The following is a 26,195-nucleotide window of genomic DNA, read 5'->3' as shown; positions in this document are numbered from 1 at the left end:
CGTCATGTCAGGGAGGAACGCATGGTCGGCAATGCCGTGTTCCGCGTAGAGGGACTGAGGAAATCCTTTGGCCATAACGAGGTGCTTGGCGGCGTCTCGCTGGAACTGCATGCCGGTGAAGTGACCGTGCTGATGGGCGCCAACGGCGCCGGTAAATCCACCCTCGTCAAGATCATCTCCGGCGTCTATGAGCGCGGCGGCGGCACGATGGCGCTCGCCGACCAGGATTTCGCGCCGAAAACCCCGGCTGAAGCGATCCGCGCCGGCGTCGTCACCGTGCATCAGAACATCAATGACGGTGTCGTCGCCGATCTCGACGTCGCCACCAATTTGACTCTCGACCGGCTGAGCGGCAGCGGCGCGCCGACCCTGTTCAATCCGGTCCGTGTACGCAGAGAGGCCAAGGCGGTCGCCGACCGCATGGGGCTGGCCATCGATTTGAAGGCGCGGGTGAGCGATCTTTCGCTGGCCGATCGCCAGATGGTGGCGATTGCCCGCGCGCTGGCGCACCAGCCGAAAGTGCTGATCCTCGATGAGCCGACTTCATCGCTCTCCAGCGCCGAGGCTGATCGGCTGTTTGCGCTGATCGACAGGCTGCGCGAGCAAGGCGTGGCGATCCTCTATATCTCGCACCGCATGTCGGACATCAGGCGGTTGGCCGATCGCATCGTCTCGATGCGTGACGGGATCGTCTCGGGCATTTTCGACAAGAAACCGCTCGACTATGAGGGCGCGGTCAACGCCATGCTCGGCCGCAAGATCCATCTCGACCAGATCATTGTCAGGGATTCGGCCAATGCTGTCATCAAGATAGACGGCCTGCGCATAGCACCGGGCGCCCGACCGATCTCGCTGACGCTCGGCGACGGCGAGGTCGTTGCTATCACCGGCCTCGTCGGCGTCGGCAAGACGGCGCTGGCCGAGACGCTGTTTGGCGTGCGCAAGCCGCTCGCCGGCACCATGACGATGAACGGCAAGCCTTATGCACCGAATTCGACGGGTGAGGCGATCGCCGCCGGCGTGTTCCTCGTCGCCAAGGACCGCGGCGAAAATGGCATCGTCGACGGCTTCAACATCCAGGAAAATATCAGCCTGCCGTTTCACAAGCGCATGTCACGTTTCGCTGTTCTCAGGCGCCGTCTGGAACGCGCTACCGCACGCCGGCAGATCGAAGAGCTGGGCATCGTCTGCCGTTCCGAGAAGGACGAGATGTCGGAACTGTCCGGCGGCAACCAGCAGAAGGTGATGGTCGCCCGCTGGATGGCCCAGGATGCAAGACTGTTCATTCTGGACGAGCCGTTTCAGGGCGTCGATATTTCCGCCAGGCGCGACATTGCCGCCAAGCTCAGGGCCAGTGCAAACGGCCGCGCCACGCTGCTGTTCGTCACGGAGCTCGACGAGGCGCTGGAGACCGCCGATCGCATCCTGGTGATGTCCGAGCAAACCATCGTCGGCGAACACCGCAATGCCGACGTCGATCTCGATCGCCTGCTGGCCGAGGTCGCCGGCGGACCGCTGCACAGCGCGGCCTGAAGGGCGGGCGATAGGAATTGGAATGAGAGAGCATGGGTTCGAGTTGGGTAAAGACGGCAGCAGCGCGCGGGAGCGCCGAATGACATTGCGCGACCACGCCATCCGCTACGGGTTCATCGTGCTCTTGTTCGGGCTCGTCGCCTATTTCTCGATCGCGGCCGACGGTTTCGTTTCGCCGCAAAGTGCGGTCTTCATCTTCCAGTCGGTCGCCATCACCGGCGTGCTGGCGCTCGGCGTCACCGCCACGCTTGTCGTCGGCGGCTTCGATCTGTCGATCGGCTCGGTCGCCACATCAGCCATGATGGCGGCGGCCTATGTGATGGTGGTGCTGGAGCAGAACGCCCTTGTCGCGGTCGTTGTCTGCTTGCTGATCGGCGCCATTGTCGGCCTGATCAACGGCTGGCTGATCGTCTACATGCGCGTGCCCGACCTGCTGGCGACGCTCGGCATGATGTTCCTGCTCGTCGGCCTGCAGCGCATTCCGACCGAAGGCCGCTCGATCGCCACAGGCATGACCATGCCGGACGGTTCGGTCGCCAATGGCAAGTTCAGCGATGCCTTCCTGGCGCTCGGCCGCCACCGCTTCGACTTCTTCATCCCGAACCTCATTCCGGTGTCGGTGGTGGTGCTGCTCGTGCTCGCCGTGCTGATCTGGTTCTTCCTCGAATACACCCGCTTCGGCCGCATGATGTATGCGGTCGGCAGCAATGAGCGCGCCGCCGAACTCGCCGGCGCGCCTGTCAAGGCATACAAGATCTGGGCCTATGTTATTTCAGGAGTTTTTGCCTCGATCGGCGGCATTTTGCTCGCCGCCCGGCTTGGACGCGGCGACATCGCCTCGGGTAATAATCTGCTGCTCGATGCAGTTGCCGCGGCGCTGATCGGCTACGCGGTGCTTGGCGCCGCCAAGCCGAACGCCTTTGGCACCGCCATTGGCGCGCTGTTCGTCGGCATTTTGCTGCAAGGCCTGACGATGATGAACGCGCCTTACTACACGCAGGATTTCGTCAAGGGTGTGGTTCTGGTCGTCGCCCTTGTCTTCACCTTTGCGCTTTCAGGCAGAGGCAGGAGGTAGCTTTCGACCGGAACAGGATTTTGGGTTCAACAAGAGTGGAGGAAAACAAAGTGAGCATTACAAGAAGACTTCTGGGGAAGGTGGCGCTCGGACTGGCCGGCGCAACCATGCTGATGCAGTTTCCGGCGCTGGCCGCGGACAAGCCGGCGCCTTTCGACAAGCCTGGTGTCAAGATCGCACTGGTGCGTTATCTCTCGACTGGCGACTTCTTCCAGGCCTATCTCAGCGGCGTCGAGGCGCAGTCGAAGGCGCTCGGCATCGACCTGCGTGTCCTCGACAGCCGCCAGGATGCCGCCCTTCAGTCCGACATGGTCGATCAGGCCATCGCGCTCGGCGTGCAGGGCATCATCATCCAGCACGGCCTGACGGAATCGATGAAGGATGCCGCCCAGCGCGCGGTTGACGCCGGCATCAAGGTGGTGGCCTTCGACGTCAATGTCGAAAACCCCAAGATCCCGCAGATCGAACAGTCCGATCGCGACTTGGCCCGCCTCGCGCTCGAGCAGGCGGTCAAGGACAATGGCGAGAGCTGGAATGCCGGCTACGTCTATGTCGCCGGCATCGCGCCGCTCGACCGCCGCAACGAGACCTGGGTCGACGTGAAGAAGAAGTATGCCGGCATCAAGGAAGTCGCGATGTTCGGCACGCTCGACAACCCGATCGCCAACTCCGTCGCCAACCAGGCGCGCTCGGTGCTGTCGGCCCACCCCGACATCAAGGTGATGTTCGCTCCCTATGACGAATTCGCCAAGGGCGTGAAGATCGCCGTCGACGAAGCGGGCCTCAACAAGGGCATCAAGATCTATTCGGCCGACATCTCGACGTCCGATATCGCCGCGATGCGCGAGGCCGACAGCGCCTGGGCGGCCACCGCCGCGACCAACCCGGCCGTCGTCGGCCAGGTCTCGGTGCGAGCGCTGGCGCAGTTGCTGGCCGGCGAAGACCCCGGCCACAACGTCGTCGTGCCGCCGACGCTGATCACCCAGAAGGACCTCATCGACAAGGACATCAAGAACATGGAGGACCTGTCGGCCAAGCTGCCGCAGTTCGCCCATGCCGATGTCGCGATGCCGGCCTGGATGCCGAACCCGAACGCGAAGTAGGCTTCGCTATCGAAGGCCGCTTGCAGCCGCTTGCTGCAGGCGGCCTTTTTGCCGAATATTTGCAGCTGGCGCGCAGGTTCCGGCCCAAGGTTCGGTGCCTATATGGAAGTCCAGGCTGTAATCGAGGAAAACCTGTCCGGCGCCGTCGCCGGAACATTGTTTCGATGCCCGCACGCCACCACCGGTGTCGTGGTGTTGGGTGGGTCGAGTGGCCGCGTCGATGTCGGGCGCGCGCGGCTGTTTGCAAACGAAGGCTCGTCTGCCCTGGCCGTGCAATGGTTTGGCGGCGAGGGCCAGGCTCCCGGAATATGCGAGATTCCCCTCGAAACCTTCTTTGCGGCAACCGATTACCTCCTCGAAACAGGATGCCGCCGCATCGTTTATGTCGGCACATCCAGGGGTGCCGAGGCTTCACTGCTTGCGGCGGCCCATGACCAGCGCATCAACGCTGTGGTCGCAATCAGCCCATCGTCGGTGGTTTGGGGAAATATCGGTGCGGGCCGGGATGGTGTCAGCTGGCCTGAACGATCCTCATGGTCGCTCGACGGTGTCCCGCTGCCGTTTGTGCCGACGGATCCGAATTGGAGCCGAGCGTACGCAGATGGCCTGGTGTCTTACCGCGGGCTTTTCGAACATTGTTTGAAAACCTTCGAACGCGAAGCAAAGGCGGCGACCGTTCCCGTTGAGACCGCATCGGCCGAGATCCTGCTTGTCGCAGGTGGCGACGATGCCCTGTGGCCCTCCCTATGGTTCGCGACAGACATTGTTCGGCGGCGAGACAACACAGGCAAGGTCACGCGCCTCGTTTCGTCGCCCGATGCGGGCCACCGCATTCTGTTGCCGGGGGAGGACACACCACGCTCGACATTGCATGCACATGGAGGCAATGACGAGGCAGATTCAGAGCTGGGCAGAGAGGCTTGGGAAGGCATCCGAGACCTGCTGTAGCAGCAGTTCAAGAATACCTTCCTGGCTATGAGGCGCGAAACTCCCAGAATCCGCGCCTGTCTCGGCCGGTTCCGCCTACCGCAGCGCTGCCGCGATATTGCCGCCGTCGACCGTCGTCACATCCGCGGTGGTTCGGTCGGCCAGCGCGTGGTGCAGGAAGGCCTGCGCCACGTCCTGTGCCGTCACTTCCTGGCCGAGCAGATTGCCGGACATGTAGTCCTTCTCCGACACGCCGCGCGCACCCGAACGGCTGGCGATCATGGCGTCGGTCAGAAGCCCCGAGCGGATGCGGTCGGCGTTGACGGCGTTGGAGCGGATGCCATGCGCGCCATAGTCGAGCGCGTATTGCCTGGACAGGAACAGTGTCGCCGCTTTCGGCACGCCATAGGCGCCGAACTTCGGCCCTGGGTTGACCGCTTGTTTGGAGGTGTTGAACAACAGCACGCCGCCGGTGCCCTGTTCGAGCATGATGCGCACGGCGTTCTGCGCCACCGACTGGTGGGCGAAGAAATTGAGCTCGAAACTCTTGCGCAAAAGCGCGTCGTCGAGCTCGCCGATGCGGCCTTCCCAGGCCGCCCCTGCATTGGACACCAATATGTCGACACCACCGAACATGGCGACCGCCCTGTCGAAGGCGGCGCGCACCTGTGCCGGGTCGGTGATGTCTGCGGCGACGCCGATCGAATTGTTGCCGGCTTTCTTGGCGGCCTCTGCGGCCTTTTCGGCGTCGAGATCGACGACGACGGCATGGGCGCCATTGTCGGCGAACAGCTTTGCCGTCGCCGCGCCGATCGCGCCGGCGCCGCCGGTGATCAGCACCACCTGGCCGGTCAGCGGCTTCGGTTTGTTGGAGGCGAGCTTGGCCTGTTCCAGTGACCAGTATTCCAGCGGGAACAGGTCGGCCTTGGCGAGCGGATGGAACCGGCCGACCGCCTCGGCGCCACGCACCGCCTCGATCCACATCTCGCCGACATCCGACGCGATCTTCGCGTCCTTCAGCGTGCGGCCATGGCCGAACATGCCGAGGCCCGGCACCAGCGTCAGCCGCGGCATCTGGTCGAGCATGGTGCGCTTGACGTCGTCGAGCGCATCATTGGTTTCGAAATAGGCGCGGTAGTCTTTGGCGAAGGCGTCGACATGGCTCTTGATTACGGATTTGTAGTCGCCGGCCTTGTCCGCATCGGGCGCCGGCAGCGCCATCGGGCCGGTCTTGATGCGGATCGACAGATCGGGCGTCGACACGCCGCGTCCGGCATAATCGGCAATCTCGGATGAACTGATGAAATCGACGATTGCCGGCGAAGTGCGGAAATCGCTGATCATGCGATCGAAGCGGCCTTCGCCGCGCGCTACCGCCACCGCGCCGCGCAGCATCGGTGCAATGGACGCCGGTGTCGCGAGCTTTGCCGGCAAGGCTACCTTTGCAGCTTGAGGCTTGCCGTGAGTGGCGATGTAGTCCTCGGCGACATTCACATAGTGGATCATACGGTCATAGGCTTGTTTGGCATCGTCGCCGAAGGTGAAGATGCCATGCTTGTCGAGGATCAGCCCTTCGACGGTCGGGTCGGCATCAAAAATATCGGCGGCTACCTTGGCGAGGTCGAAGCCGGGCATGATGTAGGGCACGTAACCCATCTTGCTGCCGAACACCGTCTCCACCAGCGGCTTCGAGTCTTCCTGGTCGACGATGGCCAGGATAGCGGTCGAGTGCGTGTGGTCGACGAATTTGTGCGGCAGGAAGGCATGCAGCAGCGTCTCGACCGAGGGGTTGGGGGAGGATGGATCGATGAGGTTGACACGTTGCAGCGCGACCATGTCCTCGTCGGCCAGTCTGTTCAGTGCGCGCGCCTTGAGCAGCGGCTTGAGCTTGACCGCTGGCAGGCCCTGCGGCTCGATGACGCCCATGTCCCAGCCGCTGCCCTTGACGCACAGCACGTCCCATTCGTCGCCGACGAGATCGGTCGCTGTCGTCTTGCAGGAGGTGTTGCCGCCGCCATGCAGGACCAGCCTTGGTTCGCCGCCCAGTAGCCGGGTCGTGTAGACGCGCAACGCCAGGTCGCGGCCGACACCCTTTTTCGCATAGTCGGCAACGAGCTTTTCGGCGGCATCGTCATTCCACAGGTTCTTCATGTTCGCTTCGTCCGGTTGCTGTCTTTGATGGTGAAACAGGAATGCCGCGACGCTTTGATGACAATGCGCCGGCGGCGGAGAGGAGGATATTCTAGGAGGCCTTTTCTGTCGTGGCAGCCGCATGATCCAGGAGCCGCTGCGCCATGCGCGCGCCGACAACCAGATGCGTGCAAAGGCCGCCGGCGATCGCCGCCAGCAGCGGCTCGAACTTGCTGTCCTCCTGCACGACCATCAGCCGCCTGGCGATGGCGCGCAGCGAAGCCAGCTCGGCGGAGATCACGCGACGGTTGTAGCTGCAGTCGAGCACCTTGCCCTCGGCATCGATGATCTGACCGGCGATGACGCCGGCAGCGCCTTGCCGGCGCAGTTCCGCCATTTCATCTGGCGTCAACGCGCCGCATTTGACCAGATGGCTGTCGGCGTCGACCGCGCCGACAGAGTACAGCGCCAGATCGCATTCACCGACACCTGACAACTGCTCGCGGATCACCGGCTCGGCACGCAGCGCGCGCGCCAGCTCTTCCGTCGACAGCACCAGCGGCGCGTAGAAGTTAAGCCCCTTGGCGTTCAGCCGTCGCGCGATTTCCATTGTGCATTGGTCGGGCCGGTAGGAATAGGGCGCGCCGAGATTGCCGCAGAGCTGCACCACAGTGACATCCTGCAGGTCGGCATAGGACATGATGTCGGCGATCATGTAGACGGTGCGGCCCCAGGCGACGCCGATGCGGTCGCCCTTCTTGACCAGCTCGAGGAACACGCTTGCCGCCAGCACGGCAATTTCCGTCGACGGGTCGGCGATATGGTCATTTTCCGGCGCGATCCAGACGGCGTCGAGGCCCAACGCATCCTCGAGCTTGCGCGCCAGCACATCGTCGGTGAAAAGCTGGGTCGAGGTCGAGATGTTGACGATGCCGGTCTCGCGCGCCTTGCGCAGATACATGGCGACCGAGGCACGGGAAATGTTAAGCTGGCTCGCCACCTGGTCCTGCCGCAGGCCATGGGCATAATAGAGCCAGGCGGCCTTGTGGATGAGTTGTTCTGCCGGTCGGATCGCCATGCCGTCTCCTCGGCTGACATTATTCACGGCCTTCGACAAAAGTCAAATTGAACAAAAAATCCAAAAACCTCGCTCCTGTCTTGACGGGGATCAAGGCGAAGCTGGGTGCAGTGCCTGACAGGCTTCGCTACAAGAATGGTGACGTGGGCTGGAGCCTGTGATTAGAAGTCTCCAGCTAGGAAGCAAGGGGAGGCGGGATGGGCAATCCTTACGAACAGGATCTCGACAAGAACGCGGCCAACCACCAGCCGTTGACGCCGCTCACCTATCTGGAACGCGCGGCCAAGACCTATCCCGACCATATCGCCATCGTTCATGGCCGCCAGCGCATCGACTATCGCAATTTCTGGCAGCGGTCGCTGAAGCTTGCCTCGGCGCTTCAGAAGCGCGGCATCGGCAAGGGTGATACCGTCACCGTCATGCTGTCCAACACGCCGCCGATGCTGGAGGCGCATTTCGGCGTGCCGATGACCAAGGCGGTGCTGCATTCGCTCAACACCCGCCTTGATGCGGCGGTCATCGCCTTCCAGCTCGACCATGCCGAGACCAAGGTGCTGATCGTCGACCGCGAGTTCTCCAGCGTCGTCAAGCAGGCCCTGGAACTGGCCAAGGTCAAGCCGCTGGTCATCGACTATGATGATCCCGAATACGCGGCCGACACACCCTATCCGAAGGGTGAGCGCATCGGCTCGCTCGATTATGAGGACTTCGTCGCTGGCGGCGACGAGGATTTCGCCTGGGCGATGCCCGACGACGAATGGGATGCTATCTCGCTCAATTACACTTCCGGAACAACGGGCAATCCGAAGGGCGTCGTCTACCACCATCGCGGTGCGGCCCTGATGGCCTACACCAACACCATCCATGCCGGCATGGCCAAGCATGCGGTCTATCTGTGGACGTTGCCGATGTTCCACTGCAACGGCTGGTGTTTTCCCTGGACGCTCGCCGTCCAGGCCGGCACCCATGTCTGCCTGCGCTGGGTGCGGCCGAAGCCGATCTACGATGCGATTGCCGATCACGGCGTCACCCATCTGTGCGGCGCGCCGGTGGTCATGTCGGTGCTGATCAATGCCAGGGACGAGGACAAGCGGGAATTCCCGCAGATGGTCACTTTCAACACGGCCGCAGCACCCCCGCCGGAAGCGGTGCTGTCGGGGATGGCCGATGCCGGCTTCGCCGTCACCCATCTCTACGGCCTGACCGAGACCTATGGTCCGGCGGTCGTCAACGAATGGCATGGCGCGTGGGACGATCTCGAAAAGAGCGAGCGCAGCGCCAAGAAGGCGCGGCAGGGCGTGCGCTATGCGGCGCTCGAAGGCCTGACCGTGATGGATCCCGAGACGATGCGGACGACACCGGCCGACGGCGAGACCATTGGCGAGGTCATGTTCCGCGGCAACATCGTCATGAAAGGCTATTTGAAGAACCGTAAGGCGAGCGACGAGGCCTTTGCCGGCGGCTGGTTCCATTCCGGCGATCTCGGCGTCATGCACGCCGACGGTTATATCCAGCTCAAGGACCGCTCCAAGGATATCATCATCTCGGGCGGCGAGAACATCTCCTCGATCGAGGTCGAGGACGCGCTCTACAAGCACCCGTCCGTTGCCTCTTGCGGTGTCGTCGCCAGGCCTGACGACAAATGGGGCGAGGTGCCTGTCGCCTATGTCGAACTGAAGCCCGGCAAGGCGGCGACCGAGGCCGAGATCATCGAGCACTGCCGCGCGCTGCTCGCCCGCTTCAAGGTGCCGAAGGCGGTGATCTTCGCCGAAATCCCAAAGACCTCGACCGGCAAGATTCAGAAGTTCCGGCTGCGCGAGATGGCCAAGGTCGCCTGAGACCTCGTCGCTGCTCTCCTCTAGTTACGACTTTCGCGGTTAGGCAAAGCCTCCGCGACCTCGTCATCAACTCTGAGGAATCGAAGCGTGTGGTGGCCGACAGCAGGCCCTCTGTCACCATCTGTCACCAATCGTACGCGTACACAGAATCCGCGTTGACAGGTCGCCCATTTCGATTTACGAGTGACGAAAGTTGAAATTCGTCACTCGTAAATTGACAGAGGATCATGTCCGAAGCCGCTACCATAGTCGCCGACGCCGCCCGACAGGAAAATGTGACGCGCATTCTCGACTGCGCCGAGCGCCTGTTCCGGCACTATGGCTACGGCAAGACCAATGTCGCCGACATTGCCCGTGAACTCGGCATGTCGCCGGCCAACATCTATCGCTTCTTCGCCTCCAAGGTGGAAATCCACCAGGCCGTCTGCGGCCGGATGCTCGGCGCCAGCTACAAGATGGCCTACGAGATCATGCACCTGCCGGTGAGCGCCGAGGAGCGCCTTAGGCGCTACGTGCATGCGCAATACAAGATGACGATGGAGGTCATGCTTGACGACAAGAAGGTCCACGAGATGGTCATTGTCGCCCTCGAACGCGACTGGGGCGTGATCGACAAGCATGTCGACAGCATTCACGACCTGTTTGCGGAAGTGATTCGCGACGGTATCGAGGCCGGAGAGTTCAGGCAACAGGACCCGGTGACCGCGTCGCGCTGCTTCGGCGCCGCCACAGTTATCCTGTGCCATCCGCAGATGGTGGCACAGTGCCTTGCCAAGACCAACCGGGCGATGCCCGACGACCTGATCGACTATGCGATCAAAGCTCTGAAGTAATAGCCGCCCAACGCCGGTCGACCATTTATCTCCAGTCGGGAGTACCAATATGTCTTTGTCCAGCTCCATTCTCCGCAAGCTGCCGGTTGCCGGCCTGATCGTCGCGGCGCTCGGGCTTGCCGGCTGCAGCCAAGAGAAAGCTGAAGTCAAGGATATCATCCGCCCGGTCAAGGTCGTCGAGATCGCGAAGGCGCATGACACCCGCACGCTCTCCTATTCCGGCTCGGTGCGGGCCCGCACCGAAAGCGCCCTGGCTTTCCGCGTCAACGGCAAGATCACCGAGCGTCTCGTCGATATCGGCCAGCATGTGGCCGCCGGCGATGTGCTCGCCCGCATCGACCCCATCGACTACGACCTGTCGGTCAAGAGTGCGCAGGCATCGCTTGATGCCGCGGATCGGCAGGTCGAGACATCAGAGCTTGCCCGCAAGCGCGCCGAGCAGCTGTTTGACAAGAAGTTCGCGCCGAAATCGCAGCTCGAGCAGGCGACCCTAAGCTACGACCAGGCCGTCGCCACTCGCGATTCCGCTCGCTCGACGCTTGCCCAGGCCAGGAACCAGGTCGGCTATACCGATCTCAAGGCCGACAGGGATGGCATCGTCACCGCGGTCAGCGCCGATGTCGGCCAGGTGGTCGGCTCCGGCGCGCCGGTGGTCACTGTTGCGGTCGACGGTGAAAAGGAAGTGCTGATCGCCGTGCCGGAGATGGAGATAGCCGAATTCAAGCCGGGCAAAATCGTCAAGGCGGGCTTCTGGTCCGACGACGCGCTGGCGCTCGACGGCAAGGTCCGCGAAGTCGCCGGTAGCGCCGATCCGCAATCGCGCACCTTCGCCGTCCGCGTCAGCCTGCCTAACGATCCGCGTGTGCTTCTCGGTATGACCGCCAGCATCGAAGCCTCGGCGGCCAATGAGCGGCAACTCGTCTCGATCCCACTGAGCGCACTGGCCGAGCAAGGCAAGCAGTCGATCGTCTGGACCGTCGATCGCGGCGCCGACACCGTTCACGCCCGTCCGGTCAAGGTCGCCGCGTTCGCCGCCGATGGCGTGCGTGTTGCCGAGGGACTGAAACCCGGCGATGTCGTGGTCGCTGCCGGCACACAGTTCATGACCGAGAACCTCAAGGTGAAACTCGCCGGGGATGCGGCGCTGCAGTCCGCATCTGCGGCAGACGGCGACGCCAAGCAGGTGCGCTGACGACAGACAACCGGCTGCGCGTTCCCGCAGCCGCTGGTTTCCGGGCGGCAATCGCTCGAACCGAGGCGCTCGATTGATGTAACCCCCACATCGATTTTCGCGTCCCACCGCGATGAGCGTTTCTCCGCTCGGAGAGCCTTGCCGCCCGGAAGCCACTACCGAACCTGGATTTTGCTCCGCGCCAGGACTTCGCATCGGCGCGCTGACGATCAAACGAAGTGGACGATCACCGATGACCAATTCCACGGAAGAGAAGCGGCCCTTCAACCTGTCGCGCTGGGCAATCGGCCATCCGTCCATTGCGCGGTTCCTGTTCGGCCTGATCATCATTTCCGGCGCGCTCGGCCTGATGCGCATGGGCCAGAAGGAAGATCCCGATTTCACCTTCCGGGTCATGGTCGTCCAGGCGATCTGGCCGGGCTCCTCGATCAAGGAGATGGAAGACCAGGTCGTCAACAAGATCGAGCGCAAGCTGCAGGAGACGCCGCATCTCGACTTCGTGCGCTCCTTCACCCGCGCCGGAAGCGCCATCATCACAGTGCAGATCAAGGGCGATACCAGCGCCGCCGAGGTGACGGACGCGTTCTACCAGGTGCGCAAGAAGGTAGGCGATATATCAGGCGATCTGCCGCAAGGCCTGCTCGGCCCGTATTTCAACGATGAGTTCGGCGACACCTTCATCACCTTGCATTCGATCAGCGGTGACGGCTTCAGCTATCCCGAGCTGAAGAAGTTCGCCATCCAGGCACGCGACATGCTTTTGACGACGCCCGGCGTCGAGAAGGCGGTCATCATCGGCGACCAGCCGGAGAAGCTCTATATCGACGTCTCGTCCAAGGCGCTGGCCGAACGCGGTCTGACGCTGACCGATCTGCAGAACGCGATCAAGGGACAGAACAATGTCGACCCGGCCGGTTCCGTCGACACCGGCACCAATTCGGTGCGCATTTCCGTCGAAGGCGATGTCAGCAAGGTTGAGGACATCAGGAACCTGCGCCTGCGCGCCGGCGGCCAGGTCACAAGGCTTGGCGACATCGCCACGGTGACCTCGGGGCTGGAAGATCCGTTCCAGCGCAAATACCGCTTCAACGGCCATGACAGCGTGCAGCTCGGCGTCGTCATGGCCAAGGGCTTCAAGGTCACCGATGTCGGCAAGGATGTCGAGGCGACCTACAAGCGCTTCGAGGAGGCGCTGCCTTACGGCGTTTCGGTGGACCAGATTTCCGACCAGCCGGGCGTCGTCACGGATGCGGTGGCCGAATTCATGCATGCGCTTGGCGAAGCGCTCCTGATCGTGCTGGTCGTTTCCTTCCTGTCAATCGGCTGGCGCTCGGGCCTGGTCATCGCCATCGCCATTCCGCTGGTGCTCGCCGCCACCTTCGCCATCATGTACGAGCTCGGCATCGACCTGCAGCGCATCTCGCTCGGCGCGCTGATCATCGCGCTCGGCCTGCTCGTCGACGATGCGATGATCGTCGTCGAGATGATGGAGCGCAAGCTGGAGGAGGGGCTGGTCAAGGTCGAGGCGGCGAGCTTCGCCTATTCCTCGACCGCCTTCCCGATGCTGACCGGCACGCTGATCACCACCGCCGGCTTCATCCCGGTCGGCTTCGCGGCCTCGACGGCCGGCGAATATGTCCGCACGCTGTTCTATGTCGTCGGCATCGCGCTGATCGTGTCGTGGTTCGTCGCGGTCTATTTCACGCCGTGGCTCGGCAACATGATCCTCAAGCAGCGCAGGCATGCCGGCAACCATCATGATGTCTTCGACACCCGTTTCTACCGCCGGCTGCGTGCCACGGTGGGCTGGGCGGTGCGCCATCGCATCATCGTCCTGGTGATGACGTTGGTGACCTTTGGTACCAGCCTGTGGGCCTTCCAGTTCATCCCGCAGAACTTCTTCCCACAATCGTCGCGGCCGGAAATCCTCGTCGACCTCTGGCTGCCGGAAGGCACCAGCATCAAGGAAGTCGAGGCGCAGGCCAAGGCGCTTGAAACCAAGATGATGGACGACAAGGACAAGCGTTTCATCGCCACCTATATCGGCGAAGGCGCGCCGCGCTTCTTCCTGCCGCTCGACCAGCAGCTCAGCAATCCCAACTTCGCCCAGATGCTGGTGATGGCCAATGACGAGCCGGCGCGTGAACGGCTGATCGTCAAGCTGCGCACTGTTCTGGCCGAGGACTTTCCGTCCGTCCGCGCCAAGGTCGATCGCCTGTTCCTGGGTCCGCCGACCGGCTGGCCGGTGCAGATGCGCGTCATGGGGCCGGATCGCCAGGAGGTGCGCCGCATCGCCGACCAGGTGAAGGCGAAGTTCCGTGAGGATCCGCTGCTTGGCGCCGTGCATGACGATTGGCTCGAACCCGTGCCGGCGATGAAGCTGGTCATCGACCAGGATCGTGCCCGCGCACTCGGCGTCACCTCGCAGCGCATCCGCCAGATGTTGCAGGCGACGATGTCGGGCGCGCCGCTCGACGACTTCCGGGACGGCGAGGAGACGGTTTCCATCGTCGCCCGCGAGCCGGATGCCAGCCGCAGCCTGCTGTCCTCGGTCGACTCCGTCTACATCCCGACCGACTTCGGCGGCTTCGTGCCGCTGTCGCAGGTGGCCAAGGTTGTCCCGGTGCTGGAGCAAGGCATCGAGTGGCGCCGCGACCGCCTGCCGACCATCAGTGTGCGGGCAACGCTGCCCGACGGTATTCAGTCCAATGACGTCGTCACCAAGCTGTACAAGGACATGCAAGGCCTGCGCGACGGCCTGGCGCCCGGCTACAAGATCGAGATCCAGGGCGGTGCCGAGGATTCGGCGGAAAGCCAGGCCTCGATCGCTGCCAAGGCGCCGATCATGCTGGCCGTCATCGTCGTGCTCCTGATGATCCAGCTGCAGCATTTCGGCAAGGCGATGCTGGTGCTGGCAACCGGTCCGCTCGGCATCATCGGCGCTGCCGCGGCACTCTTGATCAGTGGCGCTCCGTTCGGCTTCGTCGCCATCCTCGGCGTCATCGCGCTGCTCGGCATCATCATGCGCAATTCGATCATCCTGGTCGACCAGATCGACCAGGATATCGCCGCGGGCATGGATCGTTACGAGGCGATCATAGGTTCGGCCGTGCGCCGTTTCCGGCCGATCACGCTGACGGCGCTGACGGCGGTGCTGGCGCTGATCCCGATCTCGCGCGGCGTCTTCTGGGGGCCGCTCGCCTACGCCATGATGGGTGGCATTCTGGTTGCGACCGTGCTGACCATCCTGGTGCTGCCGGCAGGCTACGCCCTGTTCTTTGGCCGGGAGCCCAAGAAGGTCGTCGAGAAGGAAGGCGATTTGGCTTCCAGCGAAGAAGCCGAAAGGCCCCAACTGGCTCTGGCGGCTGAATGAGATATCGGCCGGTCGAGTTTCGACCGGCCGATTTTCCTTCCTGTTACGGGTTCCCGTGCGGCCGACCTTTCACGAAGACGTCAGATGACGAAGAACCAGTTGGCGAGCAGCATCACCACCACGCCGGCGACCAGCGTCAGATAGGGCAGCATGCCCGCCTTTTTGACCGAGAGGTCGGCCCCCGCCATGCCCAGGTCGGCCAGCATATGGTCGGGGAATTTCCCCTTGTCCTGGATGTAGTGGCGGAAGCAGAACACCGGAATGATCAAGGCTGCGGTGATCAGCCCGGCCCACAGCGCCATTGGGTTCCACACCTTGGCGCCCGCGCCCATGAAGATGGCGTTGACATAGGCAAAGATAGCCCCGACCCCGAGCAGCCAGCTCGGCGCCTTCCAAGGCCGCACGATATGGCCGTTGTCGATGCGGTGGATCCAGCCGGCGTTGAGGTTGAGGAAGTTGAAGATGATGTAGCCGCAGTTCGATACGGCGAGGATGAAGAAGAAGCTCGTCGCGTCGGCCGAGGCGATCGCCAGCACGATCAGGTTGAAGCAAAGATCGGTCCACATCGCCCGCGTCGGTGCGCCATGCTCGTTGACATGGCTGAGATAGCGCGGCAGCCAGCCGTCGACCGAGCCCTGGTAGAGCGTGCGCGAAGAGCCTGCCATGGCGGTCATGATGCACAGCACCAGCGCCAGGATCATCAGCATGACCAGGAGGCTGTGGATCAGCGCACCGCCGCCGACCATGCCGGCCAGCGCATCCGCCACGCCCGAGCCGTCGACGATCGGCGTCGCCAGCATGCCATTCAGGCCGAGCACGCCCTGGAAGGTGAAGGGCACCAGGATGAACAGCAGCATGCACAGCAGGCCGGAATAGAAGATGGCCTTGAACGTGTCGGTACCCGGGTTCTTGAACTCCGAGGTGTAGCAGACGGCGGTCTCGAAACCGTAGGTCGACCAGGCGGCGATGAACATGCCGCCAAGCACCAGTGTCCAGCCGGCGATGTTCCAGGCGCCGGGCTCGGGTGCATAGGCGGCCGCCAGCGGCACCAACGGCGAGAAATTCGCCCAGTCGATTTGGCCGGTGATAATCGGCACCACGCCGACGATCAGCATCGGGATGATGACCAGCAGGCCGATATATTTCTGCACATTGGCCGTGCCGAGGATGCCGCGATGCTGGATGGCGAAGATGATCAGCATCAGCACGGCGCCGATGCAGAAGGTCGCGTTGAACGTGAACGAGACCGGTCCCAGCGTGTGACTGTAAAGCGTCCAGTTGCGGATCGCCGGCGTTGCCGCGGCGGTCACCGCCGTGATGGCGTCGGCGGCACTGGTTCCGGCATGCGCGGCGATATAGGCGACGACATCCGGTGAGGCATCGGTGAACAGCGGCACCGGCGCCAATGCGTTGAGGATATAGGCGGCGGCGATCGAGCAGCCGAGCGACAGCACCGGCGACCAGGCGAACCAGTTGCACCATACCGACAGCGGCGCGATGAACTTGGAGTAGCGCAGCCAGGCGGTGGCGCCGTAGATCGAGGCGCCGCCCGACTTGTTCGGAAACAGGCCGGCGATTTCGGCATACGTGAAGGATTGCAGGAAGCCCATGATCATGGAGGCGATCCAGATCCCGAAGGCCAGCGTGCCGGTCGTGCCGGCAATGCCGCCGATCGAAAACAGGACGAGGGCAGGGACGCCGCTTGCCACCCAGAAGGCGCCGCGCCAGTCGATATTCCGGTGCAGCTTGCTTTCCGCCGGCTGCTCCAGTGCAGTCGCAATTGTGCTCATGTGTCTTTGTTCCCCATTTTGATGCTCCCCCGTTCGTGACGGCCGCGACTTCGCGAGGTTTCATCATCGACACATGCTTTGCGCGGCTGCCGGTGTTTCCACTCAGTCGCATTTTTTTCTTAACAGTGAAGATTGATCCGGCGCGCTTTCAGGTCAAGCGTTTTGTGAAGCCGTGCACATCACGCTTGTGAGCACGCAGGCTCACACACTCGGCGACGTCATCGACCGACCGGTCTGTTCGTCGCGAAAGTGGCCGTCAGGAGCGCGGTTTGGTCTTCTGCGGATCGTAATGCGCAAAGGCGACGACGCGCGCCGGCAGTCGCTTGGCATGGCCGTCGAACTTGCCGATCTCGACCTCGGTGCCAATGGCCGAATGGGTGACGTCGAGTCTGGCCAGCGCGATGTTCTTGTTCAGCACTGGCGAGCGCGTGCTCGAGGTGACCACGCCGATCTGGGCGCGGCCGACATGCACGCAGTCGCCATGGCCGACAGCGACATTGGCGTCGATATCGAGGCCGACCAGCTTTGTCTGCGGGTGCTCCTTGCGGCGGATCAGCGCTTCGCGGCCGATGAAATCGTCGGTCTTGCTCTTTAGCGGCACGGTGAAGCCGATGCCGGCCTCGAACGGGTCGGTCTGGTCGGAGAATTCGTAACCGGCGAAGATCAGCCCGGCCTCGATCCGCACCATGTCGAGAGCCTGCAGCCCCATCGCCTTCAGCCCGTGCGGCTGGCCGGCCTCCCAGATAGCGTCGAACACTTTTTCGGCGTCGCGCGGATGGCACCAGATCTCGTAGCCGAGTTCGCCGGTATAGCCGGTGCGCGAGACGACGACCGGAATGCCGTTGCCGCCACCGATGCGGGCGACGGCGAAACGGAACCATTCGAGTTCATCGATCGATGGCTGCAGCGGCGAGGTCCAGATCACTTCCCTGAGGATGTCGCGGCTCTTCGGTCCCTGCACGGCGACATTGTGCATCTGGTCGGTGGAGGAACGCACGAGTACGTTGAGGCCGAGTTTCGTCGCCGTCTCGCGCAGCCATTCGCCGGACAGATCGTCGCCGCCGACCCAGCGGAAATTGTCCTTGCCGAGGCGCAGCAGCGTGCCGTCGTCGATCATGCCGCCATGCTCGTAGCACATGGCCGAATAGACGACCTGGCCGACGCCAAGCTTCTTGACGTCGCGGGTCAGCGTGTATTGCAGCAGCGCCTCGGAATCCGGGCCAGTGACTTCGAACTTGCGCAGTGGCGACAGGTCCATGATGACCGCGTCCTGCCGGCAGGCCCAGTATTCGGCGATCGGTCCGTCCTTGGCGAAGGAATTGGCCAGCCAATAGCCCCTGTACTCGACGAAGTTGCGGGTGTGCTTGGCAAAGCTCGAATGAAAAGCTGTCTCGCGGGTCATTTTCGGTTCCGAATCGGGCGTCATGCGTCTGGCGATCGCTCGCGAGAATTTGTGCTGGCCGGAATAGGTCCGCACATGGATGTCGGTCGGGTTCCAGCCATTGGCCGGCGTCGTGTCGTCGGGGCAGGCGGAGGATACGCAGACGATGTCGGTGAGTGCGCGCAACAGCACATAGTCGCCCGGCCGCGACCATGGCTCGTCGGACACCATGACGCCATGCGCGTCGATCGCGGTGTTGAAGAAGAAGTTGATCGCCATCCAGCCGGCGCGGGGCGTGACGCCCTTGTCGGCCAGCGCACGGTTGAAATTCTCCGAGCAGTTGGTGTGGCCGGGGTAACCTATATCGTCGTAATATTTGGCAGCGCAAGCGAGCGCGAAGGCATCATGGCGGCCGCATGTGTCCTGTACCACCTCGACGAGCGGCTCCATGTCCTGGTCGTAATATTTCGAATGCAGGCCGGGCATCGGGTAGCTCGCACCCATCAGCGTGCGCGTCGTCGTCACGTCGAGCGGATGGTCGCGGCCCTTGTCCAGCTTGCGCGCCGAAAAGCACTGGAAGTCGGTGCACTGGCGCCCGTCGACGTCGATGATTTGCAGATAATCGCCGGCTTTGACGAAATAGGATTCCGCAGTCGCCGAATGGACGCGCAAATCGAGCACCGGCTCGGCGAGCGGATCGGCCAACTGCGATCTCAGCGCCGGACGGATCGTGGCGCGGCGGACTATGGCGGTGAGGGGCGTCGCCGTGTCGTGGCCATCGACCAGCATCGGTCCGCCGGGGGCGGCGATGACCATCGAGCCGTCGCGTACGACCGCGAAAGACTGTTCGGTGCCGGCCGGTGTGGCGCCGCCGAACACGCGCACCGCCTTGGCCTGATCGAGCTGCACCTGCCGGCGCGCGAGCCCGCCCCGCAGGGATGCGAGACTGTCGTCGCCCTCGACTAACAGCGCCTTGATGCCGGCGGCGTTGCTGTTCGATGTTTCCCCAAAAATGCCAGGGTCGGTCGCGCCGGTCCTGTCCCAGGCCAGAAGTTCGCAGGCCTGGCCACCCTCGACATTGCGCACGGTGATCGTATCGCCGGCTTCGATCTCGACGAGCACCGCGCCGTTGCCCTGGATCGTATAACGCTCCATGCCGGGCGGCAGCGCGATCTGGCCGGGCCTCAGGATGAGGCTCGGCCGGGGCGGTCCGGCTGCAATTGCGGGGTAGGGCGACTGGCTCATCTCAGCCTTGCGGTTCGAGAAACAAGTTTGCCTGTGTGTGAAATTACTTTAGCAGCAAGAATAGCAGTGCGATCGCGTTTGGCAAGGCGGAGGTGCCATGCAGCGCGTTGCCGGCATTGGCAAAATTCTACGCCAGTTCCTCAGAGTGGCTGATAGCAACTCCATATTCCGCAGCCGAGTCGAGCAGAGTATGCCAAAGGCTCTCGGCAAACGTCGCAAACACCAGAAGATTGAACACCGCCAGGCCATCCGGCCGATCATTCCCGCGCCAGAGCGTGACGCTGGTGTGATCCATGGACGTTGCGGCGGCAGCGCCGATCAGGAATGCTCCCACGTGCAGGTCGATCGACGACAGCTTGGCGAGCATCGCCCGCGCCTTGACTCCGGAAATGCTAATCAGAACGCGTGCGTGCGACTGGTCCGACAGCGAAGCGGGACCGGACAATGCCGGCACAAGCGTTTGCAACGTGTGCTTGCCACCCGCCGACAGGACAAAAAACTGATCCGGTCCAGACCAGATCAGCGTGGCGTCCTTGCCTTGGACCGCCTTGGGTGCATCAGGAGCAGTAACGCCGAAACGGGCCTTGGCCGCCTTTGCCAGTTCGGCCCCTTTGCCGCGCCGCGCCATCACCTGGATCAGGTCGAAATTGCGGATCTCGGTCAGCGAGACGCCGGCCTCGATACCGCGCGTGCCATGTGCGCCGGTGACAAGCGCATGCTCGAGTGGACTGCGGGGAGCCCAGGAAAACTCAACCACGCTGGCGCCCTCCATCCGGATCGTAGAAGACGGGATTGCACAGCTCGACATCGTAGTCTTCGCCGCGCAACGGGTCGTGCGCATGGACGATCTCGCCGATGCGCTCGCGGCCACGTTCGACAAGCGCGAGCCCGATCCACCGGTCTGATGTCGGCGAGAAGCAGACCGAGGTGACGTAACCCTGGTCATTGCCCGGGCCGGGCGTCTGCCCCTTCGGGATGATGTGCGCTCCGGAGCGCAGCCTGCGTGCCTTGTCCGCCGGCTTGATGCCAACCACGACCTGCCGGTCCGGCGCGATCAGCGCTTCGCGTCCGGCCATGACGCGGCCGATATAGTCTTTCTTGGTCGACATCATCTTGCCCAAGCCAAGATCGGCCGCCGTCGTCGTCCCGCTCAGTTCCGGTCCGGCGATGTGGCCCTTTTCGACGCGCATGACGCCGAGCGCTTCGGTGCCGTAAGGCGTCACGCCGAACGGCGCGCCTGCCAGCATCAGATTGCGCACCAACGCGTCGCCGTAGCGCGCCGGCACCGAAATCTCGAAGGCCATCTCGCCGGAGAACGAGATGCGGAACAGCCGTGCCTTGAGGCCGCCGCGCAAAGTCACTTCGCGTGCGCCCATGAACGGAAAGCCTTCGTTCGACAGGTCTTCGGCCGGATCGACGATCTCCTTCAGCAGGTCACGGGTCTTGGGTCCGGCAATCGAGAATTGCGCCCACTGGTCGGAGACCGAGGTCAGCTGCACGTCGAGTTCGGGAAACAGCACCTGCCGGCAGAATTCGAGATGCTGCATCACCAGCCCGGCCTTGGCGGTGGTGGTGGTCAGGAAATAATGATCCTCGGCCAGGCGTGCCGTCGTGCCGTCGTCATAGACGATGCCGTCCTCGCGCAGCATCAGCCCGTAGCGCGCCTTGCCGACGGCGAGGTTGGAAAAGGTATTGATGTAGACGCGGTCGAGGAAGGCGCCTGCATCCGGGCCGTGCACGTCGATCTTGCCGAGCGTCGAGACATCGCAGAAGCCGACGCCGCCGCGCACCGCCTTTACCTCGCGGGTCACCGATTCCAGCCAGTCCTTCTCGCCGGCGCGCGGATACCATTGTGCCCGCTTCCACAGGCCGGTGTCGACGAAGATCGCGCCCTGTTCCACGGCCCAGTGGTGCGACGGCGTCAGCCGCGTCGCATGAAAAGTCTCGTCGCGATGATGGCCGGCGAAGGCGCCGATGGCGACGGGCACGTAAGGAGGCCGGTAGATCGTCGTGCCGGTCTCGGGGATCGACCGGCCGCTGACAGCCGCCATGATGGCGAGGCCGGCGACATTCGAGGTCTTGCCCTGGTCGGTGGCCATGCCGAGCGTCGTGTAGCGCTTCAGATGCTCGACCGATTCAAAGCCTTCGCGTTGCGCCAGTTCGATGTCGGAAGCGGTCACGTCATGTTGGTAGTCGACAAAGGCCTTGCCCTTGCCGGCGACATGCCAGAGCGGCGTCAGCGAAAAGGCCTCGTCATCGGCGACAGGCGCGGCGCCCGGCGTACCATTGTGCCCCGCGTCACGCGCCGCTGCCGCGCCGGCTGCAAACCCCTGGCTCAGGCAGGCGCCTAGGCCGAAGTCGCCATTGGCGGCGCCCGCGGCAACCATGCCTGGCGGCGCGCCATCCGGCACGAAAGCGGCGATGTCGTCGCGCCATTTCGGCCGGCCGCGATGGAAGGAGGTCAACCCGACCGCCGGGTTCCAGCCGCCGGAAACGGCGAGGCCGTCGGCTTCGACTTCGGCGCGCGCGCCGCCGGTGAGCGACACCGCGATTTTCCTGACGCCGTCCTTGCCGCCATCGACACCGCTGACGGCGCCATGCAGCACCGGGAAGCCGCCCTTGGACGCCAGTGAACGATGCGCCGGCGATACGTCAGCCCGCGCGTCGATGACCGCGGCAATCTGCAATCCCGCCCCGAGCGCCGTCTCGACCGTGCGCCAGCCATCTTCATTGTTGGTGAACAGCGCGAGACGCTTTGCCGGTGTCGCCGCATAGCGCGCGACATAGGTCCGCATTGCCGAAGCCATCATCACGCCGGGCGTGTCGTTGCCGGCAAAGACGATAGGCCGCTCGATGGCGCCGGCCGCAACGACGCAGCGCTTCGCCACGATCCGCCACAGGCGCTGGCGCACCTGGTGCTCAGGTGGGGAGGGCAAATGGTCGTTGACCCGCTCGATCGCGCCATAGGTGCCGCCATCGTAGACGCCGAACAATGTCGTGCGGGTCATGATGCGCACGTCGGGCATTGCCGCGAGCTCAGCCAGCGTTCGCGGCAGCCATTCGGCTGCCGGAACACCATCGATCGTGCCACCGTCCGACAGCAGGCGGCCGCTGGGGACAAAATCCTCTTCGCACAGGATGACGCGGGCGCCAGAGCGGCCGGCTGCCAATGCCGCGGCCAGACCGGCCGGGCCTGAACCGGCGATCAGCACGTCGCAATGCGCCCATGCCTTGTCGTAGTGATCGGGATCGGCAACGCCGGCGGCGCGGCCAAGGCCGGCGGCGCGGCGGATCGCCGGCTCGTAGATCGCTTCCCAGAATTTCGCCGGCCACATGAAGGTCTTGTAGTAGAAGCCGGCGACGAAGATCGGCGCGAACAGCTGGTTGACCGACATCACGTCGTGGCGCAGCGACGGCCAGCGGTTCTGGCTGGCGGCCTCAAGCCCCTCATAGAGTTCGGCCGTGGTCGCCTTGGTGTTCGGCTCACGCCTTGCGCCCGTGCGCAGCTCGACCAGCGCGTTGGGTTCTTCCGAACCTGATGTCAGGATGCCGCGCGGACGATGGTATTTGAACGAGCGGCCGACCAGCTTGACGCCGTTGGCTATCAGCGCCGAGGCGAGCGTGTCACCCTGGAGGCCGGAGAAAGCCTTGCCGTCGAAACGGAAGTTCAACGGCGCCGAGCGGTCGATGAGACCGCCATTGCCGAGCCGGTGTGTCTGCGCGCCGGCCATCACGCACCGACCTTCGCAGCACCAGCACCGGCCGCCGGCTCGACCGAAGAAATCTCGTGCGTTAGCGTGTTGCGGGTGACCTTCAGCCAGGCCCGGCAGCCGCCGCCATGGTACCAGTATTCGTTGGTCTCGCCGGCGACATTGTCGCGCAGATAGACATAGTCGAAGACCTCGTCTTCCGAGGCGCCGGCTTCGGGCCGCACCGGCTTGGCGTCGCCGAGATAGGTGAACTCGCCGAGTTCGCGTTCGCCGCAGAAGGGACAGACAATGCGCATGCTGTTCTAGACCGCCTTCAATGCAGGTTCGGTTGGGCGCCCTGGCCCTTTTCGTCGATCATCGCACCGCGCCGGAACCGATCGAGGCGGAACCGTGCAGCCTCTTCGTGCGGCACATCACGGGCCAGAAGGTGGGCAAAGACAAAGCCGGATCCTGGTGTCGCCTTGAAGCCGCCATAGCACCAGCCGGCGTTGATATAGAGCCCGTCAACCGGCGTCTTGTCGATGATCGGCGAGCCGTCCATCGACATGTCCATGATGCCGCCCCACTGGCGCAGAAGGCGCACGCGGCCGATCATCGGCATCAGCGCCATGCCGCCCTCGCAGACGTCCTCCATCACAGGCATGTTGCCGCGCTGGGCGTAGGAGTTGTAGCCGTCAATATCGCCGCCGAAGACCAGCCCGCCCTTGTCGGACTGGCTGACATAGAAATGGCCGGCGCCGAAGGTCATGACGCCAGGGATAAGCGGCTTGATCGCCTCGGAGACGAAGGCCTGCAGCACATGGCTTTCGATCGGCAGGCGCAGGCCGGCCATCGCCGCGACGCGCGACGAACTTCCGGCAACGGCCATGCCGACCTTGCCGGCGCCGATCTTGCCGCGCGATGTCTCGACGCCGGTCACCTTGCCTTTGGCGTCGCAGGTGAAACCGGTGACTTCGCAATTCTGAATGATGTCGACGCCGAGTGCGCTCGCCGCGTGCGCGTAACCCCAGACAACGGCGTCATGCCGCGCCGTGCCGCCGCGCCGCTGCAAGAGCCCGCCTTGCACGGGGAAGCGCGCATTGTCGAAGTTCAGGAACGGTATCATCTTCCTGACCGCGGCGAGGTCGAGCAGTTCGGCGTCAATGCCGTTGATGCGCATGGTGTTGCCGCGCCGCGCATAGGCGTCGCGCTGCGCGTCGGAGTGGTAGAGGTTGATGACGCCGCGCTGGCTGACCATCGTGTTGTAGTTGAGGTCCTGCTCCATCCGCTCCCACAGCTTCATCGACAGTTCGTAGAAGCCGGTATTGCCGGGAAGACCGTAATTGGAGCGGATGATGGTGGTGTTGCGGCCGGCATTGCCGGAGCCGATCCAGCCCTTTTCGAGCACGGCGACATTCTTGATGCCGTACTCGCTGGCCAGGAACCAGGCAGTGGCCAGCCCGTGGCCGCCGCCGCCGATGATCACCACGTCGTAGCGGTCCTTCGGCGTGGCGTCGCGCCAGGTGCGTTGCCAGTTCTTGTGGCCGGACAAGGCGGCGCGGGCGAGCGAAAAGATCGAATATTTCATCAGTTCATTCCGAGGTCGCTCGCGTCGCGCTGGTGGTCAGATATCCAGCGTGTGGTCGCGCTCCCATTGCGTGAAGTGCGAAGCATAGGAATTCCATTCCTGGTGCTTCAGCTTTAGGTAGGCCGACGAGAATTCCTCACCCAGCGCCGCCTTGAGCGATTTGTCCTTGTCGAACTCGCGCAACGCGTCGAGCAGGTTGAGCGGCAGCCTCGGCGCGCCCTTCACCGTATGGCCGTGCTGGTACATGTCGATGTCGTAGCGCTTGCCGGGATCGGCCTTCGAGCGGATGCCGTCGAGGCCGGCCGCGATGATCACAGCCTGCAGGAGATACGGGTTCGCCGCACCATCCGGCAGGCGCAGCTCGAAGCGGCCGGGGCCGGGCACGCGCACCATGTGGGTGCGGTTGTTGCCGGTCCAGGTCACCGTGTTCGGCGCCCAGGTCGCGCCCGAGATGGTGCGCGGCGCGTTGATGCGCTTGTAGGAATTCACCGTCGGGTTGGTGATCGCGGCCAGCGCGGAGGCATGCTTCATGATGCCGCCGAGGAAATTCCTGCCCTTGGCCGAAAGACCGAGTTCCATCGAATTGTCGGCGAATACGTTGGTCTTGCCGGCTTTGTCCCAGACCGAGATATGGGCATGGCAGCCATTCCCGGTCAGGCCCTGGAAGGGTTTGGGCATGAAGGTCGCGCGCAGGCCATGCTTTTCCGCGATCGACTTGACCATGAACTTGAAGAACGAGTGCTTGTCGGCGGTCGCCAGCGCGTCGTCGAAGGCCCAGTTCATCTCGAACTGGCCGTTGGCGTCCTCGTGGTCGTTCTGGTAGGCGCCCCAGCCGAGCGCCAGCATGTGGTCGCAGATCTCGGCGATAACGTCGTAGCGGCGCATCACCGCTTGCTGGTCGTAGCAGGGTTTTGAGGCGGTGTCGTATTCGTCGGAAATCGTCTTGCCGTCGGGCGAGATCAGGAAGAACTCGGCCTCGACGCCGGTCTTGACATGCATGCCGTCACTGGCGGCCTCCGCGATCAGCCGCTTCAGCGTGTTGCGCGGCGCCTGGTCGACCTCCTTGTCGTCCATGATGCAGTTGGCGGCGACCCAGGCGACCTCCGGCTTCCACGGCAGCTGGATGACCGAATCCGGATCCGGTACCGCCAACATGTCTGGATGTGCGGGCGTCAGGTCCAGCCAGGTGGCGAAGCCGGCAAAGCCGGCACCGTCCTTCTGCATGTCGGCGATTGCCTGTGCCGGCACCAGCTTGGCACGCTGGCCACTGAACAGGTCAGTGTAGGAAATCATGAAATATTTGACGCCGTTCTCTTTGGCGAATGCGGCGAGATCGTTCCCCATTATAGTTCCTCGCTTATGGTATTTTGGAAGCTGTTGTGTCTCTTTGCTGGAGCATGATCTTTTCCGAAAACCGGAT

General features: G+C 63.5%; 17 protein-coding genes. 8 read left to right on the top strand and 9 right to left on the bottom strand.

Going from position 1 to position 26,195, the window contains the following annotated elements; all coding sequences use genetic code 11:
* Positions 1–21: 21 nt before the first annotated feature.
* The 4 genes from ASD12_RS02080 to ASD12_RS02065 all read left to right on the top strand — a co-directional run bounded on the left by ASD12_RS02080 (position 22) and on the right by ASD12_RS02065 (position 4,659).
* The gene (locus ASD12_RS02080; protein ID WP_056581400.1) at positions 22–1,533 is read left to right on the top strand and encodes a sugar ABC transporter ATP-binding protein; all 1,512 of its coding nucleotides are present in this window, start codon (positions 22–24) and stop codon (positions 1,531–1,533) included.
* Between the two features lie 79 nt (positions 1,534–1,612).
* The gene (locus ASD12_RS02075) at positions 1,613–2,608 is read left to right on the top strand and encodes an ABC transporter permease (RefSeq protein WP_023808756.1); all 996 of its coding nucleotides are present in this window, start codon (positions 1,613–1,615) and stop codon (positions 2,606–2,608) included.
* Between the two features lie 50 nt (positions 2,609–2,658).
* On the top strand, positions 2,659–3,711 hold the full coding sequence (locus ASD12_RS02070; RefSeq protein ID WP_056581397.1) for a substrate-binding domain-containing protein: 1,053 nt from the start codon (positions 2,659–2,661) through the stop codon (positions 3,709–3,711).
* Positions 3,712–3,813: 102 nt separating this feature from the next.
* Complete coding sequence (locus ASD12_RS02065) at positions 3,814–4,659, top strand: acyl-CoA thioester hydrolase/BAAT C-terminal domain-containing protein (RefSeq protein WP_056581925.1); 846 nt, start codon at positions 3,814–3,816, stop codon at positions 4,657–4,659.
* Positions 4,660–4,734: 75 nt separating this feature from the next.
* On the opposite strand, the gene ASD12_RS02060 is transcribed toward ASD12_RS02065, so the two are convergent.
* Positions 4,735–6,789 carry a bifunctional aldolase/short-chain dehydrogenase gene (locus tag ASD12_RS02060; protein WP_056581394.1) on the bottom strand — a complete coding sequence of 685 codons (2,055 nt, stop codon included), beginning with the start codon at positions 6,787–6,789 and terminating at the stop codon, positions 4,735–4,737.
* Between the two features lie 91 nt (positions 6,790–6,880).
* Positions 6,881–7,846, bottom strand: a complete 966-nt coding sequence (locus ASD12_RS02055) for a sugar-binding transcriptional regulator (RefSeq protein WP_056581392.1) — start codon at positions 7,844–7,846, stop codon at positions 6,881–6,883.
* Positions 7,847–8,043: 197 nt separating this feature from the next.
* On the opposite strand from ASD12_RS02055, the gene ASD12_RS02050 reads away from it, so the two are divergent.
* From ASD12_RS02050 to ASD12_RS02035, 4 genes are all read left to right on the top strand, one after another.
* Complete coding sequence (locus ASD12_RS02050) at positions 8,044–9,684, top strand: acyl-CoA synthetase (RefSeq protein WP_056581389.1); 1,641 nt, start codon at positions 8,044–8,046, stop codon at positions 9,682–9,684.
* Positions 9,685–9,911: 227 nt separating this feature from the next.
* Positions 9,912–10,517, top strand: a complete 606-nt coding sequence (locus ASD12_RS02045) for a TetR family transcriptional regulator (protein ID WP_056581385.1) — start codon at positions 9,912–9,914, stop codon at positions 10,515–10,517.
* A gap of 49 nt (positions 10,518–10,566) precedes the next feature.
* Positions 10,567–11,709, top strand: a complete 1,143-nt coding sequence (locus tag ASD12_RS02040; RefSeq protein WP_056581382.1) for an efflux RND transporter periplasmic adaptor subunit — start codon at positions 10,567–10,569, stop codon at positions 11,707–11,709.
* A gap of 232 nt (positions 11,710–11,941) precedes the next feature.
* Complete coding sequence (locus tag ASD12_RS02035; RefSeq protein ID WP_056581380.1) at positions 11,942–15,082, top strand: efflux RND transporter permease subunit; 3,141 nt, start codon at positions 11,942–11,944, stop codon at positions 15,080–15,082.
* Between the two features lie 80 nt (positions 15,083–15,162).
* Here the strand turns inward: ASD12_RS02035 and ASD12_RS02030 are convergent, their stop codons facing one another.
* From ASD12_RS02030 to glnT, 7 genes are all read right to left on the bottom strand, one after another.
* On the bottom strand, positions 15,163–16,872 hold the full coding sequence (locus ASD12_RS02030) for an APC family permease (RefSeq protein ID WP_056581377.1): 1,710 nt from the start codon (positions 16,870–16,872) through the stop codon (positions 15,163–15,165).
* A 256-nt stretch (positions 16,873–17,128) separates the two neighbouring features.
* Complete coding sequence (locus ASD12_RS02025; protein WP_056581375.1) at positions 17,129–19,498, bottom strand: aminomethyltransferase family protein; 2,370 nt, start codon at positions 19,496–19,498, stop codon at positions 17,129–17,131.
* 127 nt (positions 19,499–19,625) lie between these two features.
* Positions 19,626–20,255, bottom strand: a complete 630-nt coding sequence (locus tag ASD12_RS02020; RefSeq protein ID WP_056581924.1) for a sarcosine oxidase subunit gamma family protein — start codon at positions 20,253–20,255, stop codon at positions 19,626–19,628.
* Positions 20,248–23,229 (bottom strand): sarcosine oxidase subunit alpha, encoded by a 2,982-nt coding sequence (locus ASD12_RS02015; protein ID WP_056581371.1) that lies wholly within the window; start codon positions 23,227–23,229, stop codon positions 20,248–20,250. Before ASD12_RS02015 ends, ASD12_RS02020 begins: the two co-directional genes overlap by 8 nt.
* The gene (locus ASD12_RS02010; RefSeq protein ID WP_056581369.1) at positions 23,229–23,504 is read right to left on the bottom strand and encodes a sarcosine oxidase subunit delta family protein; all 276 of its coding nucleotides are present in this window, start codon (positions 23,502–23,504) and stop codon (positions 23,229–23,231) included. The genes ASD12_RS02015 and ASD12_RS02010 overlap by 1 nt, the downstream gene beginning before the upstream one ends.
* A 17-nt stretch (positions 23,505–23,521) precedes the next feature.
* Positions 23,522–24,775 (bottom strand): sarcosine oxidase subunit beta family protein, encoded by a 1,254-nt coding sequence (locus ASD12_RS02005; RefSeq protein ID WP_056581365.1) that lies wholly within the window; start codon positions 24,773–24,775, stop codon positions 23,522–23,524.
* Between the two features lie 36 nt (positions 24,776–24,811).
* Positions 24,812–26,119, bottom strand: coding sequence for a type III glutamate--ammonia ligase (gene glnT / locus ASD12_RS02000; RefSeq protein WP_056581362.1), 1,308 nt, complete (start codon positions 26,117–26,119; stop codon positions 24,812–24,814).
* Positions 26,120–26,195: the final 76 nt, after the last annotated feature.

This window comes from Mesorhizobium sp. Root102 (genome assembly GCF_001425625.1).
GTDB lineage: Bacteria > Pseudomonadota > Alphaproteobacteria > Rhizobiales > Rhizobiaceae > Mesorhizobium.
This window is presented reverse-complemented; position numbering and strand designations above follow the sequence as displayed.

What these genes read in the sequence shown, in the direction of transcription:
- ASD12_RS02080 (WP_056581400.1), top strand. Translation starts at nt 22, where the DNA reads ATGGTCGGCAATGCCGTGTTCCGCGTAGAGGGACTGAGGAAATCCTTT.
- ASD12_RS02075 (WP_023808756.1), top strand. Translation starts at nt 1,613, where the DNA reads ATGACATTGCGCGACCACGCCATCCGCTACGGGTTCATCGTGCTCTTG.
- ASD12_RS02065 (WP_056581925.1), top strand. Translation starts at nt 3,814, where the DNA reads ATGGAAGTCCAGGCTGTAATCGAGGAAAACCTGTCCGGCGCCGTCGCC.
- ASD12_RS02060 (WP_056581394.1), bottom strand. Translation starts at nt 6,789, where the DNA reads ATGAAGAACCTGTGGAATGACGATGCCGCCGAAAAGCTCGTTGCCGAC.
- ASD12_RS02055 (WP_056581392.1), bottom strand. Translation starts at nt 7,846, where the DNA reads ATGGCGATCCGACCGGCAGAACAACTCATCCACAAGGCCGCCTGGCTC.
- ASD12_RS02050 (WP_056581389.1), top strand. Translation starts at nt 8,044, where the DNA reads ATGGGCAATCCTTACGAACAGGATCTCGACAAGAACGCGGCCAACCAC.
- ASD12_RS02045 (WP_056581385.1), top strand. Translation starts at nt 9,912, where the DNA reads ATGTCCGAAGCCGCTACCATAGTCGCCGACGCCGCCCGACAGGAAAAT.
- ASD12_RS02040 (WP_056581382.1), top strand. Translation starts at nt 10,567, where the DNA reads ATGTCTTTGTCCAGCTCCATTCTCCGCAAGCTGCCGGTTGCCGGCCTG.
- ASD12_RS02035 (WP_056581380.1), top strand. Translation starts at nt 11,942, where the DNA reads ATGACCAATTCCACGGAAGAGAAGCGGCCCTTCAACCTGTCGCGCTGG.
- ASD12_RS02030 (WP_056581377.1), bottom strand. Translation starts at nt 16,872, where the DNA reads ATGAGCACAATTGCGACTGCACTGGAGCAGCCGGCGGAAAGCAAGCTG.
- ASD12_RS02025 (WP_056581375.1), bottom strand. Translation starts at nt 19,498, where the DNA reads ATGAGCCAGTCGCCCTACCCCGCAATTGCAGCCGGACCGCCCCGGCCG.
- ASD12_RS02015 (WP_056581371.1), bottom strand. Translation starts at nt 23,229, where the DNA reads ATGGCCGGCGCGCAGACACACCGGCTCGGCAATGGCGGTCTCATCGAC.
- ASD12_RS02010 (WP_056581369.1), bottom strand. Translation starts at nt 23,504, where the DNA reads ATGCGCATTGTCTGTCCCTTCTGCGGCGAACGCGAACTCGGCGAGTTC.
- ASD12_RS02005 (WP_056581365.1), bottom strand. Translation starts at nt 24,775, where the DNA reads ATGAAATATTCGATCTTTTCGCTCGCCCGCGCCGCCTTGTCCGGCCAC.
- glnT (WP_056581362.1), bottom strand. Translation starts at nt 26,119, where the DNA reads ATGGGGAACGATCTCGCCGCATTCGCCAAAGAGAACGGCGTCAAATAT.